The sequence below is a fragment of the Salinicoccus carnicancri Crm genome, assembly GCF_000330705.1.
GTDB classification, from domain to species: domain Bacteria; phylum Bacillota; class Bacilli; order Staphylococcales; family Salinicoccaceae; genus Salinicoccus; species Salinicoccus carnicancri.
The window spans coordinates 562,364-581,157 of sequence record NZ_ANAM01000008.1; the positions used below are offsets into that span (position 1 = coordinate 562,364).

The window sequence follows — 18,794 nt, forward strand, 5'->3', positions numbered from 1 at the left end:
AGGTGATAATGATGTTGGACAAAGCCAAAAAACTGGTCCGCTTTTATGAGGAAGTGCTTGAAATGCCGCACCGGACGGAAGTAGCAAGGGAGCTGAGAGACCAGGATGACATGTTCCTGCTCCTCCTCTACTCCGAGATGATCGGTATACCAAATCCGGTCTACTACTATACTCTGGAACTGTATCCGCACATCATCGAGGATTTCCATGACTGGCACCTCCGCATGGGCATGGACAAATCACCACTGACAGGCATCCGCTGCTGCTGATCATATTAAAGGAGCATACCTATGAGCATTTATGACAAAAAGATTCTTTTCATCGGAGGGAAAGGCGGTGTTGGAAAATCCACATCCGCTGCTGCCATCGCATGGAGACTCGCAAAATCAGGGAAAAAGACCCTGCTCATTTCGACAGACCCGGCGCACAATCTCGGGGATATCTTTTCACAGCAGATCGGCGGGGAGACGACAGAGATAGCAGATAACCTCCATGCACTGGAAATCGATCCGGAAAATGAAACGAAAAAATATATCGACTCAGTTAAAGAGAACATCAGAGGCACTGTACAATCCAGCATGATTGAGGAAGTCAACCGCCAGCTCGATACAGCCAGAGCTTCTCCAGGCGCAGATGAATCCGCACTATTCGACAAACTGGTGTCCATCATTCTTGAAGAAGAAGGAGAATTCGATAACCTCGTATTCGACACCGCCCCCACAGGGCATACAATCAGGCTGCTCACACTGCCGGAACTGATGGGTGTGTGGATCGAGGGACTATTGAAAAAGCGTCAGAAGACAAACGAGAACTATACCCAGCTGCTGAACGACGGAGAGCCAGTGGAAGATCCAATATATGATGTGCTGCTCGAACGTCAGAATCGTTTCGAGAAAGCACGGAAAATCCTTCTCGAATCCGGGAAAACCGGATTTATCTTCGTACTGAATCCCGAGCGGCTGCCTATACTCGAAACAAAGAAAGCCGTCGACCTGCTTGACCAATATCATCTGCACGTAAAAACACTCATCGTCAATAAAGTCCTGCCCGATGAAGCCGACGGCAGCTTCCTCGAGCAGAGACGGCAGTATGAAGGCCGGTATCTCCGGGAAATAGAAGATACATTTACAGATCAGAAACTGATCCATGTCCCCCTTCTCCCCCATGACATCACAAGTATTGATGAACTGGATAAGTTCAGCGGGTATTATGAGATGGCCAAAAACAAAGATTAAATATACAAAAGCAGCACGCTGTTCTTCAAATGAACAGTGTGCTGCTTTTATAGTCCTTGTTCATTATCTGCCTATTTATTTCAATCCACGCACCCACATGGGGTGCGACGTCGATACCCCTGAAACTGTACACCCTAACAAAGAGATTTCAATCCACGCACCCACATGGGGTGCGACAATGCGCTCCATGAGTTCGGATTCCATCTCATGTGAATTTCAATCCACGCACCCACATGGGGTGCGACTGAAACAATTATCAAAGTATGCATGGATCGCACAATTTCAATCCACGCACCCACATGGGGTGCGACGCAAGCACATCACACGGTTGTCTAAAGTCATTGGAATTTCAATCCACGCACCCACATGGGGTGCGACCAGTATTGATGGCAGTTGCTGATCAATATTTAAAGATTTCAATCCACGCACCCACATGGGGTGCGACTGTCGTCCAATACGATTATTGTCGGTCAGAAATTATTTCAATCCACGCACCCACATGGGGTGCGACTGATTGATCTTTGCAGATGTCCGGGTGCCCAACTATTTCAATCCACGCACCCACATGGGGTGCGACTCCGGAGCCCTCATCCGATTCTCCTTCTTCGGATGATTTCAATCCACGCACCCACATGGGGTGCGACGGGGAGATGGAGCGGATGAATTCGCTGTTTTAAACATTTCAATCCACGCACCCACATGGGGTGCGACAGTACAGCGAGAAACCATACATGCCGTGGAGGATTTATTTCAATCCACGCACCCACATGGGGTGCGACGATCTCACCGGTGGACTTTAAAAGTCAGGAATCGGGATTTCAATCCACGCACCCACATGGGGTGCGACGCAGTGCCTTCTGAGCGGCTGTGTGCGATAACGTATTTCAATCCACGCACCCACATGGGGTGCGACGTTAAAGCAAATATTGATGGTTTCACAAAAGACACAATTTCAATCCACGCACCCACATGGGGTGCGACAACAGTGGCTAAAGAACTGGCAGGCGTCATGAACATTTCAATCCACGCACCCACATGGGGTGCGACTCGATTGTGCGACCATACGGCATTTGACCTTTTTTATTTCAATCCACGCACCCACATGGGGTGCGACTGATACGGATACGTTCATTGAAAAGCGGACCAAAATTTCAATCCACGCACCCACATGGGGTGCGACCATTTCAAAACCGATGACGGTGGGTGGCGTCCGGATTTCAATCCACGCACCCACATGGGGTGCGACACGTTAAATCAAATGGCATCATATGAACTCTAAGCATTTCAATCCACGCACCCACATGGGGTGCGACATAAATACAAAGAAACTATAAAGCAAGCTGTCAATATTTCAATCCACGCACCCACATGGGGTGCGACATAAATACAAAGAAACTATAAAGCAAGCTGTCAATATTTCAATCCACGCACCCACATGGGGTGCGACATTCTCTCGTTCGTCTGTGCTTTAAACTCATGCGTATTTCAATCCACGCACCCACATGGGGTGCGACAATTGCTTGATTTGCATTGTAATAGGGCATAGCTATTTCAATCCACGCACCCACATGGGGTGCGACGCCTGCGGGCACAGGAACTAGAAGATAAACAAAATATTTCAATCCACGCACCCACATGGGGTGCGACATGGACTGTCTATCATTTATACGTGTTATATAACATTTCAATCCACGCACCCACATGGGGTGCGACTGGTAATGGCGCGGAAAGAAAGCGGAAACTGGGTATTTCAATCCACGCACCCACATGGGGTGCGACTGATTAAGTGCATTTCCCAAACCAGAAGCACTCCCAATTTCAATCCACGCACCCACATGGGGTGCGACAGGCAATCATCCAAGCAATCAGTCAAAAGGGGGAGGATTTCAATCCACGCACCCACATGGGGTGCGACATGACTGCATAACCACTATTGACTGCCATTATCGATTTCAATCCACGCACCCACATGGGGTGCGACGAACGTTAGAACTAATGTTATTATATTTCGAGAAATTTCAATCCACGCACCCACATGGGGTGCGACGGGCTATGTTGATAAACAGATCATAGACCGATTTATTTCAATCCACGCACCCACATGGGGTGCGACTCGAGCAAGTCAGACAAGCAATAAGGGATAAAATAATTTCAATCCACGCACCCACATGGGGTGCGACGAATTATGAATTATGCGACTGAAACTTATACGACAATTTCAATCCACGCACCCACATGGGGTGCGACAACGGAGCATATCAATTAAGATACACTCCGTCGCATTTCAATCCACGCACCCACATGGGGTGCGACGATTTGGAACAGCCAGAGAATATCAAGACAGTAATATTTCAATCCACGCACCCACATGGGGTGCGACGCTCTAATTTTGGCAACAGTTGAAAAGTGTTTTCGAATTTCAATCCACGCACCCACATGGGGTGCGACATCTATTTTTGAATTAATACTTTTTGAATAAGAAATTTCAATCCACGCACCCACATGGGGTGCGACACTGCTCTATATATATAACGATTCGGATTGTCTGATATTTCAATCCACGCACCCACATGGGGTGCGACTTAATGACCGGCCGGCGTAACTTACATTTTTAGATATTTCAATCCACGCACCCACATGGGGTGCGACCTTTAAAATCGCTTATATTAATGGCTTTCTTTTAATTTCAATCCACGCACCCACATGGGGTGCGACGTTTCGCCATTGATTAATGCTTCTATCTGATTTTCTATTTCAATCCACGCACCCACATGGGGTGCGACTTTGAGGCTAGACTATTACTTGTAGATAACAAATTATTTCAATCCACGCACCCACATGGGGTGCGACTCCCTTCCCTTCTTTTCATCCTCAATAAGTAATATATTTCAATCCACGCACCCACATGGGGTGCGACTCGAACGATTGGCAGATGAATTGCGGATGACAAAGTATTTCAATCCACGCACCCACATGGGGTGCGACTCCCTTCCCTTCTTTTCATCCTCAATAAGTAATATATTTCAATCCACGCACCCACATGGGGTGCGACGATAATAGCGTCGAGGACGCACAATTTCAGGAGGTAATTTCAATCCACGCACCCACATGGGGTGCGACAATATATACGAGGGACGTATATGAGGCGCTGACTATTTCAATCCACGCACCCACATGGGGTGCGACAAATATACAAAAAAGGGGAGGAGATTATTAATATCATTTCAATCCACGCACCCACATGGGGTGCGACATTAATCAATTGATCGACGACAGGGAAGAAGAGAAATTTCAATCCACGCACCCACATGGGGTGCGACGATCAATGAAGGCGACACGGTTGTGCTCCGTTTCTTATTTCAATCCACGCACCCACATGGGGTGCGACTCAGTAATGGGTGTCTATTTTTATGTCCAAATTTAATTTCAATCCACGCACCCACATGGGGTGCGACAAAAAGAGTTTGCGAAACAAAAACAGACTGAAATATTTCAATCCACGCACCCACATGGGGTGCGACTATAATAACCAGACATACTATCACTCCTTTCTTTTATTTCAATCCACGCACCCACATGGGGTGCGACAGCACTCTCGATGATAAAGAGACATTTAAGGTCATCATTTCAATCCACGCACCCACATGGGGTGCGACTGGCGCAGCTGCAAGATTCTCTCGCCACTTTCATATTTCAATCCACGCACCCACATGGGGTGCGACTAAAGACGTGATGGAGAGCGATGTGTGGGTGGAGATTTCAATCCACGCACCCACATGGGGTGCGACCATAATGAGGTGGTTCAGGCAATTCCGTTCAACAGATTTCAATCCACGCACCCACATGGGGTGCGACCTCAGTAATGGGTGTCTATTTTATACCTAAATTTAATTTCAATCCACGCACCCACATGGGGTGCGACTGTTTCTCAAATTCTCTTTCGCTATCATCAGCTGTAATTTCAATCCACGCACCCACATGGGGTGCGACTGCCTATTTAATCATGAAAAAGCACTACTATAATACATAAGCGAAATATTATAGCAATTTTAAGTGCATTCATATCTATAATTCACTAGTTTTAACGCGAACCTCCCCTATCTTTATGTGTAACTCAGGTTCGCTATAACTGACTATAGTATAAATACATCTTTATCGGGATGATATGAATCATCTTTCCCCAGTGTTTCAACTCTTCTATCCCAATTTTTACCCAGTAGATAAAATCTCAATGAATCTCTTTCTTTATCAATTATCTCTTTGAGTTCATTTTTTAATCTAACATATTGATCCGGCATGACACTGCACTCGAATACCGAATTTTGAACACGTTGGCCATAATCAGTACATTTTTTTGCGACATGCCTTAATCTTTTTTTACCACTACCTGACTCGGTATTAACATCATAAGTTACCAGTACCAGAATATTGATCACCACCTATGTTAGAAATGGGGGATATGCTTCAATGTCCTTTCTAATATACCTGCTCAACAATTGTGCTTGCACGTATGGTATTAAACCTATAGGCACCTTCTCTTTTATAAAGGGATGAATAATATCTTCCTTTTTTCTGCTTTGCCATAACTTCAATACATTCTGCCTTCCTTTGTCATTCAGAAGTACAGCTTTATTCGCTTTCACTTCAAAATCATTCTCATTGATTTGCTTTCGATTAATTAAAGTCACAACAAATCTGTCCACCATAAAAGGCCTCAGCTCTTCAATTAAATCCAATGCCAGACTCACTCTTCCAGGCCGATCTGTATGGTAGAATCCTACATAGCTGTCGAGTCCCACAGTTTCAAGAGCTGACTGTATTTCATAAGTCAGTAAACTATAAAGATAAGACAGGATGGCATTGACTCTGTTCAGGGGTGGGCGTTTCGAGCGCATTACAAATTTGAATTCTTCCTTTTGGTACAAAATTAATTCATCAAAAGTCTGAAAGTAATGGCGAGCAGCATCTCCTTCCACACCTCTCAATGAATCGAGATTCGCACATTGATCTACTTTCTCAATTTGACTTTTCAAATACTCAATCGTAAATAACACTTTGGCTTTATCCACTTTTTCTCCATGATCACGCAACAACCTTAAAAATAATTTCCGACTATTGATGAGCTTCCCTTTAATACAGTGGGCAGCTACCAGTAGACTGGCTTCTTCATCATCAGCCAATCTGTACTGGGCTCTTCTGAGAAGAACATTACCATTTGTCACACCGATGAATTTACCACAAAACTGACCACTCGGAGTAAGATAAGTAATTGATATATTATTCTCATTGGCTAATCTGACTACTCCCGGACTAGTTCCTGTGTAATTAAAGCAAACGATGCCTTCCAGTATATGTATTGGAAAGCGTTTGACCACCTTATTTTCATGCCTGACAACGATATTTTCACGTTCACGTCCTAAGTGAAAATCTTCATTAGTGATATATAAAGTATTCAATAATTTTCTCATAACATATCCTCGTCCAGATGATTACTCATATAATTTGATATACTGATTTTTTTCTTGGTGAGTCGCGGAATACAAATATCATATAATGAGCATTCTTTACAATTTTTATACGTCTCAGCCTGAAGGGTCCTCCCTTCTTTGTATACCTCATGCATTATCCGGGCAGTATATTCCACTTCTTCTCTTAAATTTTGAGTTATTTCAACCCTCACCTTTTTATTGGTTTGATTGTAGTATAGAAAAGAATGAGAAATGTTCACTTTCAAAGTTTCTTCCAAACAAATTACTTGGGCAACAAGTTGAACGATATCCCGGTTATCTTTCTTTTCTTTCCCCCGTTTAAATTCAACAATAGCGGGCTGCCACAATCCTTGTTTCCCATTAACTTCAACCCCTGCAGCTTCCTGCTTTGTGAATTCCACAATATCAAGAATACCTGACAGACCTAATTTGGAAGAAGCTACCGGCATTGCTCTTGAAATGAAATGATTTTTCCTTTTCTCCTTTAAGTAAGGATTATCCGCTTTCTTGTGAACAATCTGGCCTTCTGCCGTCCACCTGTTTTCTTTCCATTGCTGCTCAACGTGAATCAAGCTCCACTGACGTTTGCAAAAGTAGAAATGCTGTATCCCGCTCAGCATAAGGTAATCATCTTCCCGATACATAATCAAATACCCTCTAGTTGTTCAATTTTGAGTCCGAGTTCCTTATATTCCTTAAGTTTTTCTTCGTTTAAATGAATATTATAATCTTCGTACTTTTCTTTCATGTCATTTTCTTTATCCCATTCTAATAAGCCTTTGATTTTTGCACTTGATATATTTCCTATTTTAGTAGAGTGTTCAAACCAGAAAATGTCCTTGACCTCCATCGAACCTTCGGGACGCGCCGAAGAAGCATCATTTATAAACAAAGTCCTAAGGGCTTCCTTTATCACTTTTAAGTCTTCTTGGTCAAAACCTGTTCTTTCTGCGTAAAAGCAATTAATTGCTCCATAGATGACATATGTGGCGAATTCGACCACATGTTTGGTCCCCATCGTATCAGAAGAACGTGACTTCTCATTTTTAGGTTTCATTCCATTTGTACTTCTTGTAATCTGCATGGATGTGATTTCCACTGGATCCAATGATTTGGCGATGCCTATGGATACCGGTCCACGTATACCAATGGATTTCTTTTCATAAGTGATCACCTGACCAAAAGTTCTCACATCCAGCCATCTTTCCTGCACTCCTTTTTCTACATCCAAATCATTTTTGTTTCCTTTGAAATACTCCAGGTATCTTTCTTCCAGTGAATAGAAATCATCATCTACCCGATCACGAGATTTCACAAAAATCTCATGGCCTAAGTCCTGCATACGGTTTCTAATTTTTCTCTTGATGCTCACATCACTCATTTCACCATAACCCTTGGAATCAGTTCTGGGCATATTTCCAGCAAGCGGGTCACCATTGGGATTTGCATTATTAACAACGACAGTAGCAATAAAGTCCACTTTATTTTCAATCATTTAAACAACCTCCTCCTGTTCTTCATCTTCTTTTTTAGAAAAAATATAATCAATTTCTGAATAATACCCAAAAATGAATTGGTATCCTAGAGATTTATTCAATTCTTTCTCGTCTGTATGGTCATGTAAAGCATTGATTATCTCTTGTTTTTCTGAAGTTAGTTTATGATATAAACCTCTTTTGCCTTCGCTGTTCCTTAATTGTTTTTCGTATGATTTTATTTTCTCCTCAAGACGCAACATCATAGTTGCCGGGTTATTAGTATATGAAGTCCAAAACTTTTCCGCATTGGTGATACGTCCACCATCTCTATCGAATGTACTTTTTTCAATCCTCTCATATACAGCTAATAAACGACCATACAAATAAGAACGGTCTGTATTATTTTTATCTACCATTTTATCAAACTTCCCCTCCTTCTCATTATTAAGCACTGACAATGCAACAAACATCAAATTATTCCAGGTACTTTCATAGCTTAATCTGTTTTTTATATTGAGTTTGGCCTTCACAAAAAAGTCGGAAGGCATTTTTTCTCCTTCAATGATATGTGTAACCAGTTTTCTTTCCTGGGATTTTTTAAAGCTTCCGTTGTCAATCGCCATTTTTCCATCTCGTTCGATGCCATACGTTGTGTGAATTAGGTTAAAAGTATGTGGTGTCTGTAGTTCTGTTTTATCTAATTCGTAATTGTATCTCCACCAGGAGTTCATATCCTGCCACTTTTTTAAATTTCTGAATAATTGGGATACAGAAAGCTCTTTGAAATATTTTACGGAAAGCCGACCGTTACTCGCCTTATCAATTATGGCTACATAATAAGTATTTACATCCAATAGTCCGGTGTTGCCTCCCCAGAATGCCTCCCCTACCTTCTTATTCCTTTGAGTCACCGGTATGAAGTCGTCCTCTTCTTGATTAATTTCTGAAAATAGATTAATCGTCTTGTCCCCAGGCTTAGTAACCTCCAATCCAATATCATTTGAAATATCATCTGAAAACCAGTTGATCAAATATTGTTGTTCTCCCAAGTGTTGGTTACTATTCTTATTTTCCAAGAGATATTTCAACATGAGATGCACTTTTTCGGAAGTACTGTATCCGACTTGTACTATGTCGGTTCCTGCTTTAAACCTGCCATAATAAGTTTCCTTGTTGTTGCTGACCGATATTAGTTTCGCATTCCCCAATAATCCCCTATGATTTTTTACTATATAATCTTCTTTACCGGTAAAATAACATACACCATTATTCTTATTATTTTGTTCAACATATTGTATGTAATCCTGATGCAAAGATTCATTGCGGGTAATGCTGATATTTTTCGCTCCTTCAAATTCCTCAATCATGAAAGTGACAAATACACTGGATAAATCATCCTGCTTCGGCTTATCTTTATCATCATTGTAATATACGGTCAGGTTTCGTAAATTATAATCTATGCCGTCATATACACTTTTTACGATCACCTCCAGCATCTCTTCACTGTTGATAAATGTTTTTATAGCTTTTAAAAATAATTTAGTTGATTCACTCGTGCTGTTATCCAACCAATCGTATAAGATTTTTTTATATCTCTCATTTTTAGGTCTGTCCACTTTAGCAATATATTGCAATTTATCCACCAGTGGATGAGGAGGAGGATTTTGACCAGAACGCGTTAGTGATTTTTCTGTTACGGGAAATATGATGCTTTCTTTATCGTCTAAAAATTCAGCTTTAACAAATTTTCCATCCTTAGTGATAGTGCATTCAATAATGTTCCGTCCATCCGATCGCATACTATTGTGATAGATCGGCAGCAACACGGTACTACCTTCCTCATATTTGTCCACCAGGCCGGCTTTCTCAGCTTGGTTATAAGTATTTAGTAAAGCTGTAATCAAACTCATGGATACACCTCCTTCTATTCCTCCAGTTCATCAAACTCATCCTCCACTGATTTGATTTTTTTCGGGTATTTAAATTCATAATCAGAAAGTTCATTCTGCACTTCACACTCATCTTGATTTTTGAAAGTAATCACTCCGTCTTCCATCACGGTATTTGTAAAGCACGCAACCAAGGGCTCCCCTGGGGAAGGTGGATACTTGAACGAGTGAAAAGTAACACCAAATGATAGTGTCTGGTTTTGATAAAAACTTTCCACCTGTTCATATTCATCTTCAGTTACCGCTTCAACATTGGCTACACACTCCCGGGTACCAAGAAAGACATCTCTTCTTCCACCCTTTTTAATTGAACGTTCAGCAATTGCTTCATGTTTCTTTTGATTCCGGTCGTAATCAAGGTCCTGCCGGCTTTCATTCCATTCAAAATGATATTTAACGTAATAACAAGGGTCGGATAAATAGGTGACATAATTGAGGTCCGTTTTCCCTTTCCCCACCATTGCACGGATACCTTTTGTATCTGTCTGAATTGGATTGATGACTTTAACTTCATCAATGACGTTTACAAAGGTTGGTTTAAAGTACAAGCTATCCGCAATTCCATGAAGCCCTTGCCGGGTCGGTACAGAATAGGTGTGTTTCTCACCACCTCCCTTACTTGATATATCAGTCCATAAGGCGTAGTGTCCATACACTTTAAAATATAATGACTTTGATCTAAATTTCATGTTTTCACCTCAATTCGCTTGATCAAACCTTAAATACAGTTTCTTACATACTGATTTTTTATAAGACAAAATCCTTTGCTTCTTCAATTATCCCAAATTTTTCATCATAACTGTCCTTAATTAAAATACTTACCCGGCCTTCCAAGTAATACATGATGGCGTGACCAAACTTTTCTGTACTGTATAGATTCACTGTATAAGGTTGCAATTTGTCCAATATAATTTTTATCTGGCCAATCTCATCAAACCGATATTCCGTCTCTAACCTTTCCAGCATAGGAATCAGTTTTTCTATCAAGTTTCTACTTTGTTTGTAATATACAATGACAGCTGTCGTTTCCTGATCAATGAGATTAATTATTTGTCCCGCACTTTTGAACGATTGATTCAAGTACCTTCTTTTGTGTCGAATTGAAAGTTCAATATTTTTAGAGAGGAGACTTACGGCCGTGCTCTTGTCTTTACCAAGAGAGTAATTTAGACTTTCAGAGGAATTCGCATAGTAATAGTCATAGAATTTATCATTCAACTCCTCAACATTGATCTTATCTTTTTCATATCTTAAAATTTTCTCAGTCACTGACACTTTTTCTTTAATGGATTTAAGCGCCACAACATCCATATTCTCAAACTCTTTTTTGGTCTTCACCAACTTAACTTGTCCCAGCCCTTCTAATTTTCCATTCCTGTTACATCTGCCCATCGATTGGACAATTGAATCTATACCGGCATATGAGCGGATCAAACGTTTGAAATCAATGTCTACTCCCGCTTCAATCAGTTGAGTACTTACACAAACAACTGGTTCTGTCGGTAATTTTCTTTTTATATCTTTTATAATATCTTTACGATGTTGAGGGCAAAGGTTTGTACTCAAATAATAAACCGGTCTGGAAGTTCTTTCTTCCAAAACATCAACTACTTTCTTAACTGCTTTCTTTGTGTTCAAAATTATCAATATGGAATCTTCAGGGTAGTCGAGCACTTCTTTTACGATTTCAGTCTCGTCTGAACTCTCTCCATCATGTAACTTGCTGACAGTAGTTCGGTCAAAAACGCTTCTTTCTCCTTTATCCATCTTGACTATATTTTTCTTTTCCGCAATTTGATAATTGATTTGATATTTTATATAGTCAGAATTATAGGTAGGTTGTGTGGCTGTGCATAATACGACAATTGATTCCATCACCTGACTGATGAAATTCATGGTCAGATTAAATAGATGTGTGACTTCAATTGGAAGAGATTGAACTTCATCTAAAATGATGACTGAATTTGCCAAGGAAGAGAACCTTCTTATATTGTTAGATTTTTCTTTGAAAAGAGTTTGAAAAAATTGAACCATAGTACTCAATATGACAGGGCTGTCCCAGGAATCTCTCAGGTATTGAGTTAACATTTTTTCTCTCTGATCATCATCAATACCATTTTCCCCTTCTTCTTCAGGTCCTACTATATTCGAATGATGTTCAGTTATATGCTTATCTTTTAGTATGTGTTTGATTTCTTCTGCGTTTTGCTCCAATACTGATAAAAATGGTGTTATGTATATCAGCCGATCTTTGTCTTGATGCTTCATCTGATGAACTCCATACCTTAGTGATATGAGTGTCTTACCCGATCCAGTGGGTAAATTAAGCTGGTAAATTCCAGGTGTATCGGTTGTACCTCTTTCCTTCGCCTCTGCTGCTAGTCGTGTACGTATTTTATTGATTTCAGACACAGGATTCGCAAAGCCTTCATACACCTTTTCTATTTCTTCTATATAATTTTCTTTCTTCTCTTCCAAATCTCCGTTGGTTAGAGGCTTTACTACCTCTTCATATGCATTTATCGTATCTGTAATATCTGCATTTTTTAAAAACGATAAATACATCCTCATTTTTAACCCACTATAAAAATGCCGCTCTACTTCATCTTTTGGAGTCAGCTTGTTACTGAGTGATTTGAATTCATTAAAGGAAGCATTGATCAGGTCAGATAAACTAATGTCATATTGTTCGAAAAAAGCATTGGCGAAAGTGACGACATCCTCTTCAAAATAGTAGGTTTGATTACTCTCACGCTTATCGTATTCCATTCTATAAGATAATTGGTTCTCATCTGAATGAGGATTCCATACATCGAATAAACCATGGTGGGAAAGAATTACATATGACATGACATCTACATATTCGGCGAATAAAAGAAGATCATCTTTTGCAATTTCCCTCTCGGCAAGATAATTATCATTTATGAACTGATTGAAAAATTTTGCCCCGGCAGCTGAGTGTTTCACTTTTAATTTAGGCTTTTCATTAATCTTCTTTTGGAATCTTCTATCTGCTTTTCCTAAATCATGTAATATACCTAACAAAAATAATGTTTCCCGCTGATTGATAACGCTTCCATTTTCACCCGCCTTAACACCTACATTCAAGAGATGATCTGAGAGCCTTTGCTTTTCCCCAGTATCTTGATTTTTATGTGCAGTGACTTCCAATCTACCCCTCCTCTGACATATATTATATCATAAAGAATTTATTTTAAATCATTTTATTGAATATTCTTATTTTTCTTGGAAATATATAGAGTCTGAACTACTTATACTTTCAGTTGGGGGGGGCAATTTGATCAAAACCAAACGGTTTTTGAAATTTTCATGTGCTGTGGTGGAATACAGGATTATTTCCATGTCGTGGGAGGAATTATCAAATAAATATATGGAAGTACTGTTTTTGGACCAACTTTCTTCATGACTCGAAACCAGTTTTGAAATTGGCATAGTATTTGCTTCACTTCAGTATCTGAATCCATCGACACATTGTCTTAAAGATAACCCTTATACACAAAGCTGGATGTTAGCTTGAAGTGAAGAACCCGACTGGATATCTATCACCAACGACCCGCACCCGAATGGTCACCATTGCTCATCAGTGGCTTTCTATGACAAATTAAAATTACTTTTATTGTTTAGAATTCATTTTCGTCTTTAGCGAAAAGGTTCACAAAAAACTTGCAAAATATACAATGAGGAATAGATGCCCATGAAAAAACCTTTGCTAAACATATACATCATGGTTATGGCGATTCATATCTTCCCGATCTTTCAGGTTGAAAATATCCACCTTGAATAATTCGAATTCTATACCCGTGTCCGTTCCGCTTTCCAGAGTCAACGCCTGTTATCATAATGGTTTCAGTTATCCTTAACTGTCTCCTTGGTTTTTAATGATGTTATCATTTTTCTTGTCCTGATTATTGTAATTGATGGGCGAAATTAGAAAACATTTATGATTATTATATTTCTTCATCCCAATCTTTCTTCTCTTCTTCACGCATATCCTCTGCGGTCGACTCGGGATAGACCACCCGGAATTTGTGATGTTCCATCGGTATGATTTCCACCATCTTGTCAATCATCAGTTGCGGATCCATCTGATTGTTCAGGCTGTTCCCGCTGGCTTCTAGCTTATCTTTCGGCGTATGGTGCTTGTTTTCATCGAACCATCTCCAGTTCGCCTCCACTGCCCGGTCATTGAACCCCGTGCCGAACCTGCCTGGATTGATGGTCGCAACCTGTACATTGAATTCCTCCATCTCCTGCTTTAGAGCTTTCGCAATGGCTCCAAGGGCATGCTTGGAGGATGAATACAGCCCCTTATAGGCGGAACTCATCTTTTCAGCCTTGGAGGACATGAAAATGATTTTCCCCTGCTTCTTTCCGACAAAATATTCAGCTGCGATACGCGCCGTTTCGAGTGTGCCGAAGACGTTTATCTCGTACAACCTTCTGATATCATCCATCGGCATCTCCCAGATCGGGCCACCTTCATTGATTGCCGCATTGGCCACGAATATGTCATATTCATAATCTTTCATGGCCTGCCGGTCGGTTGGATCCGTAATATCCATCTTGAATATCTCCAAATCTACACCCGCAGCCCGGGCTGCATCTTTCAGTCCACCCGCCTGGGATTCACTTTCAACAGAGGCTATGACCTTATGCCCCTCTTGTGCCAGTCCAATCGCCGCCCCTTTGGCGAGACCTGAGCCTGCGCCTGTGATCATGATGGTCTTAGTCATTCGTAACTCCCTCCTTGGTTGTTGGTGCTGCTTGGCATCTTCCCTTTAGTGGTACATCCAAAACGCGGACAGCCTAGAGTCTCAGCCTGGATACCTTCCCACTCACCCATGCGCATCCTCCAATCCCGGCTGTGAATTCTTCAAATGACAGGCGAGTTGAATTTTAAGCATATCCTGACTGTCATTCAAATCAATATCCAGCAGTTCTTCAATCGTACGAAGACGCTGATAGAGTGTATTGATGTGGATGTGGACCAGCTTTGCTGTCTTTCCTGGTGAACGGTTCGTTTCCATATAGGCATCAAGTGTTTTCTCCAGCTCCTTATACCGGCTGTTGTCTACTGTCAGCGGAGACAATGTCTCCTCGATGAAGTGATTGATATCTTCTGCCGGCTGATTGAGGAATAATCGGTTTAGTCCGATATCCTCATAAAGAATCACTTCCAGACTGTCACGGCTTGCCAGGTAGGAGATGATTTTGTTGGCTTCGCCATAGCATTTGTTTATATATTCGAGCCCTTTATAGACACCGCTTATCCCTCCGCGGACCAAGGTGGATTCCTTCGTTTGTTCCTGCACGCCAATCTCGTTCAGTTCATCCTTTATGTCGTATACCTCCTCTGTACCGGAGAGGGACAGGAGCAGGATGATCTTATTATAAAATCCATAAACAAGCTTTACGCTGTCACCCAGTTTTTTACTAAGCCGGGAAGCTAGCTGGTGGATATGGATTTCTAAATATTGAAGATCATTTTGTGCATTTACAATTTCCAGTACCGCAACGCTCCAATACCCTTTTACATTCAGGTTCAATTCCTTGCCATATTCAACTAATTGTTCATTGTCGCCATAAGCAAGCAGTTTACGGAACTGTTCATAAACTCTGCGATGGTAGATTTTCGTCGCAGTCTGCCAGTTGACCAGTTCCAACGCTAAAACAGTGGTGCCCTGCTCAATCGTAATCTGCTCGATTTCCGACATGGGCCTGTCCACAAGTATGATTAGACACCCTATAAAAACCTGTCCGTTAAATATGGGATATAAGTAATATCTATCCCCGTCGTCCGTTACCGTGTAGAAATCCCTGTGGCGTTCCAGACACAGCACTTTGATTTCAAAAACACTGAAACAGGCTTTTTCATTCTTTCCGGGTGAGTAAAAATCATTTTCCAGACCATTGAAAAAGATCAGTTCCAGATCAATCATATTCTGCATACCGTCCACCACTACGTTGATACCTTTATTCTGTATGGAAAGCATTGTAAGTGTGTGATGGACTTCCTGGCGCTTCTGCAACTGGTTGTTCTTCTCTGCCAACTGTCCACTTAAATCTGTAATCTGCTGCAGACGTTCTTCAGTCTCTGCATGGTATTGGGCATTTTCGATGGCTATTGCCGCCTGTCTGGAAAATGCTTCCAGTAATGTGACGTCTTCCTGCCCAAGTCGCTTTTTCATCCTCCCTTGATGGACGATCATCACGCCAATTCTTTTTTCATCGATGGAAACCGGTACACAGATTGCTCCGTCCACCATACCGGGTGTCCCAGTCGATTGGAGAATACTGTCATAGTTCTCAGGTAAAATGTTGTACGCACGCATTTCTGCGATTAATTCGTCATAGGAGTTATACACTCTGCTTCTGCCATCTTCGAACACTTTTCCCGTGATGGATTCGCCGACCCGTGTTTCAAACTGGTAGATCCGCTCGTTGAACCCTACCTGTACTTTTGGTATCAGCTTTTGTCTATATGGATCGTAAAGCATCAGGAATCCTGCATCTGAAGTCGGAATGACATTCAAAGCATGGCGGATGATTGTTTTTAACACTTGGTCGAGTTCAAGACTCGAGGAAATCGAATGCATACTCTCGATCATCATCTGCTGTTCTGTTGTCTTCATTTTCAGTTCATCTTCCAGTATGATGGAATGCAAACTGTGGTACAGATGCTCCATCACCCATTCGTCCACTGCGTTGATGTGCTTGAATATGCGCAGAACGATTCCTTTCTTGTCCAAATAACAAAAATGCAATTCGGTGCTTGCATCGTACTTCTCCATACAATATCTTCCACTATCCGCTCTACATGCCGGTACCCCTCCGTCTTCCCGGACGGTTTCACCTTCCAGTATTTCAGCCCTCTCGCCTGTCCCTCTGAACTTCCATATCTGGTGCTCTGCATCCCCAAATTCCTTCCCGATAAAATAACCGATATATTTTTCCAGATTCATGTCCCCACCCTCTCTATGTATAAAACCCCATAACATAAACAGAAATTATGTTCATTTACATATTGTAAACGTTTTCTACAAAATTATATACTATAATAAATTATTTGAAAAATTAGTCTTTTATCCTGATGATGCGTTTTCAACATAAAGGGGGAGAAACACATGGATATTGTAATGGAACTCGCGAACAGTAAAGTCATGTGGATGGTGGCTTCTCTTGTCATCGGCCTTGTTATTTTCCAAAGTATTAAATTCATCCAGCTCGCCTCAAGGGCAAGCGAAGATGTCGGGATGAGCAAAAAGGAAGTAAGAAGTGCAGTAAAAACCGGTGCAATTGCTGCAATCGGCCCATCCATCGCAATAGCGATCGTGGCTATTTCATTGATTGCCTTCATCGGTAATCCACTGACGATGATAAGGATCGGTGTAATCGGTTCTGCTCCGATCGAATCTCTCGGGGCAAGTCTCGCAGCGGAAGCATCGGGGGCAAGTCTCGGGGGAGAAGGTTATGACAAAGCTGTGTTCACAGCAATCGTCTGGGTCCTGTGCCTTGGAGGCATGGGCTGGCTGCTGTTTACTGTACTGTTCACTAAATCACTCGGAAAAATCCAAGAAAAGGTGACAAAAAAAGGAAACGGCCAGAGATTGATGGGGATTTTTGCCACTGCTGCGATGATTGCAGCTTTTGGGAACCTTTTAAGTGCAGAGATGCTTAAAGGACTGGCTCCCATTATCGTAATTATAGCTGCCGCTGGGACGATGGTCATTACAATGAAGCTGTCAGATAAGTACAACCTCGCATGGCTGCGTGAATGGGCGCTCGGCTTTTCCATCATAATCAGTTTATGCTTCGGCTATTTCGTCATCTGAAGTAAACATTCACGACGGGTGTTTATTCTTCAAATCAAAAAGGGGGATACCTTATGTACACTCAAAAAGTAAACGGAATCAGTGCAGATACCAGCATGAAAGAAGCAGTGGACAAAAAGACATTTACCATGGCATCATTCCATGAGAAATCACACTTTTGGGGACGGCTGACAATATGGTCCGTCATCATCCTGACCATATCCCTTCCTGCATATCTTTCATTTGGGCTGGGCTATCACCCCGGTTGGCAGATCATCCTCTCCGGACTGGCTGCCTACGCTGGTGTGATCGCAGTAGTATGGGCACTTGAACCCATCATGTATTTTCCCATGCTTGGCGTTTCTGGAACCTATATCAGTTTCCTGACAGGCAATATCAGTAATATGTGTCTCCCTTCTGCTGCTGCAGCCCAGAGTGCAGTCGGTGCTGAACCGGGGACGGCAAAAGGAGAAATTACAGCAACGCTGAGTATAAGTGCCGCTTCCCTGGTCAATAAACTCCTCCTCATACCGATAATAATCGGCGGCGCAATCATTGTTGCCAACATGCCACCGCAGATTGAAGCAGTATTTCCACTTGTTCTGCCTGCAATATTCGGCGCGGTTTTTGCACAGTTTGCAATGAAAAAACCCATCTACGGGGCAATCGCTTTAATCATTGGGATAGGCGTCAACCTGACTGCCCTGCCCATTTACTTAAAAAGTCTGACGTGTATTGTACTCACAGTCCTGATCTGCATCCAACTGGAAAGAATGAAGGAGAAAAAAGCATCCCAATCATAGGAGGAATC

13 protein-coding genes and 1 CRISPR repeat array are annotated in these 18,794 nt (G+C 41.7%); of the genes, 4 read left to right on the forward strand and 9 right to left on the reverse strand.

What is annotated here, in order from left to right; translation table 11 throughout:
• Window positions 1-11 precede the first annotated feature (11 nt).
• Together C792_RS0110635 and C792_RS0110640 are read left to right on the forward strand one after the other, a co-directional pair.
• Complete coding sequence (locus C792_RS0110635; RefSeq protein ID WP_017549432.1) at window positions 12-269, forward strand: cory-CC-star protein; 258 nt, start codon at window positions 12-14, stop codon at window positions 267-269.
• Window positions 270-290: 21 nt separating this feature from the next.
• A complete protein-coding gene (locus tag C792_RS0110640; RefSeq protein ID WP_017549433.1) occupies window positions 291-1,235 on the forward strand; it encodes an ArsA family ATPase in 945 nt (314 codons plus the stop codon).
• 77 nt (window positions 1,236-1,312) lie between these two features.
• A CRISPR array of direct repeats spans window positions 1,313-5,225; the repeat unit is 32 nt; unit sequence ATTTCAATCCACGCACCCACATGGGGTGCGAC.
• A 143-nt stretch (window positions 5,226-5,368) separates the two neighbouring features.
• On the opposite strand, the gene cas2 is transcribed toward C792_RS0110640, so the two are convergent.
• From cas2 to C792_RS0110690, 9 genes are all read right to left on the reverse strand, one after another.
• Window positions 5,369-5,674, reverse strand: coding sequence for a CRISPR-associated endonuclease Cas2 (gene cas2, locus C792_RS14485; RefSeq protein WP_425413717.1), 306 nt, complete (start codon window positions 5,672-5,674; stop codon window positions 5,369-5,371).
• Window positions 5,675-6,703: a type I-C CRISPR-associated endonuclease Cas1c gene (gene cas1c / locus C792_RS0110645; protein WP_017549434.1), complete on the reverse strand. Its 1,029-nt coding sequence runs from the start codon at window positions 6,701-6,703 to the stop codon at window positions 5,675-5,677.
• The gene (gene cas4 / locus C792_RS0110650) at window positions 6,700-7,368 is read right to left on the reverse strand and encodes a CRISPR-associated protein Cas4 (protein WP_017549435.1); all 669 of its coding nucleotides are present in this window, start codon (window positions 7,366-7,368) and stop codon (window positions 6,700-6,702) included. The genes cas1c and cas4 overlap by 4 nt, the downstream gene beginning before the upstream one ends.
• Before the next feature lie 2 nt (window positions 7,369-7,370).
• Window positions 7,371-8,219 (reverse strand): type I-C CRISPR-associated protein Cas7/Csd2, encoded by an 849-nt coding sequence (gene cas7c / locus C792_RS0110655; protein ID WP_017549436.1) that lies wholly within the window; start codon window positions 8,217-8,219, stop codon window positions 7,371-7,373.
• Window positions 8,220-10,112, reverse strand: a complete 1,893-nt coding sequence (gene cas8c, locus C792_RS0110660) for a type I-C CRISPR-associated protein Cas8c/Csd1 (RefSeq protein ID WP_017549437.1) — start codon at window positions 10,110-10,112, stop codon at window positions 8,220-8,222. It abuts the gene before it with no gap.
• Between the two features lie 14 nt (window positions 10,113-10,126).
• Complete coding sequence (gene cas5c, locus C792_RS0110665) at window positions 10,127-10,840, reverse strand: type I-C CRISPR-associated protein Cas5c (protein WP_017549438.1); 714 nt, start codon at window positions 10,838-10,840, stop codon at window positions 10,127-10,129.
• 58 nt (window positions 10,841-10,898) lie between these two features.
• Window positions 10,899-13,322, reverse strand: coding sequence for a CRISPR-associated helicase/endonuclease Cas3 (locus tag C792_RS0110670; RefSeq protein ID WP_017549439.1), 2,424 nt, complete (start codon window positions 13,320-13,322; stop codon window positions 10,899-10,901).
• A 797-nt stretch (window positions 13,323-14,119) separates the two neighbouring features.
• Window positions 14,120-14,905 (reverse strand): SDR family oxidoreductase, encoded by a 786-nt coding sequence (locus tag C792_RS0110680; RefSeq protein WP_017549441.1) that lies wholly within the window; start codon window positions 14,903-14,905, stop codon window positions 14,120-14,122.
• A gap of 102 nt (window positions 14,906-15,007) precedes the next feature.
• Entirely contained in the window at window positions 15,008-17,134 is a 2,127-nt protein-coding gene (locus C792_RS0110690; RefSeq protein WP_017549443.1) for a helix-turn-helix domain-containing protein, read from the reverse strand.
• A 162-nt stretch (window positions 17,135-17,296) separates the two neighbouring features.
• On the opposite strand from C792_RS0110690, the gene C792_RS0110695 reads away from it, so the two are divergent.
• Window positions 17,297-18,004 (forward strand): DUF5058 family protein, encoded by a 708-nt coding sequence (locus C792_RS0110695; RefSeq protein ID WP_017549444.1) that lies wholly within the window; start codon window positions 17,297-17,299, stop codon window positions 18,002-18,004.
• Window positions 18,005-18,057: 53 nt separating this feature from the next.
• On the forward strand, window positions 18,058-18,786 hold the full coding sequence (locus tag C792_RS0110700) for a hypothetical protein (RefSeq protein ID WP_017549445.1): 729 nt from the start codon (window positions 18,058-18,060) through the stop codon (window positions 18,784-18,786).
• Window positions 18,787-18,794: the final 8 nt, after the last annotated feature.

What these genes read in the sequence shown, in the direction of transcription:
- C792_RS0110635 (WP_017549432.1), top strand. Translation starts at nt 12, where the DNA reads ATGTTGGACAAAGCCAAAAAACTGGTCCGCTTTTATGAGGAAGTGCTT.
- C792_RS0110640 (WP_017549433.1), top strand. Translation starts at nt 291, where the DNA reads ATGAGCATTTATGACAAAAAGATTCTTTTCATCGGAGGGAAAGGCGGT.
- cas1c (WP_017549434.1), bottom strand. Translation starts at nt 6,703, where the DNA reads ATGAGAAAATTATTGAATACTTTATATATCACTAATGAAGATTTTCAC.
- cas4 (WP_017549435.1), bottom strand. Translation starts at nt 7,368, where the DNA reads ATGTATCGGGAAGATGATTACCTTATGCTGAGCGGGATACAGCATTTC.
- cas7c (WP_017549436.1), bottom strand. Translation starts at nt 8,219, where the DNA reads ATGATTGAAAATAAAGTGGACTTTATTGCTACTGTCGTTGTTAATAAT.
- cas8c (WP_017549437.1), bottom strand. Translation starts at nt 10,112, where the DNA reads ATGAGTTTGATTACAGCTTTACTAAATACTTATAACCAAGCTGAGAAA.
- cas5c (WP_017549438.1), bottom strand. Translation starts at nt 10,840, where the DNA reads ATGAAATTTAGATCAAAGTCATTATATTTTAAAGTGTATGGACACTAC.
- C792_RS0110680 (WP_017549441.1), bottom strand. Translation starts at nt 14,905, where the DNA reads ATGACTAAGACCATCATGATCACAGGCGCAGGCTCAGGTCTCGCCAAA.
- C792_RS0110690 (WP_017549443.1), bottom strand. Translation starts at nt 17,134, where the DNA reads ATGAATCTGGAAAAATATATCGGTTATTTTATCGGGAAGGAATTTGGG.
- C792_RS0110695 (WP_017549444.1), top strand. Translation starts at nt 17,297, where the DNA reads ATGGATATTGTAATGGAACTCGCGAACAGTAAAGTCATGTGGATGGTG.
- C792_RS0110700 (WP_017549445.1), top strand. Translation starts at nt 18,058, where the DNA reads ATGTACACTCAAAAAGTAAACGGAATCAGTGCAGATACCAGCATGAAA.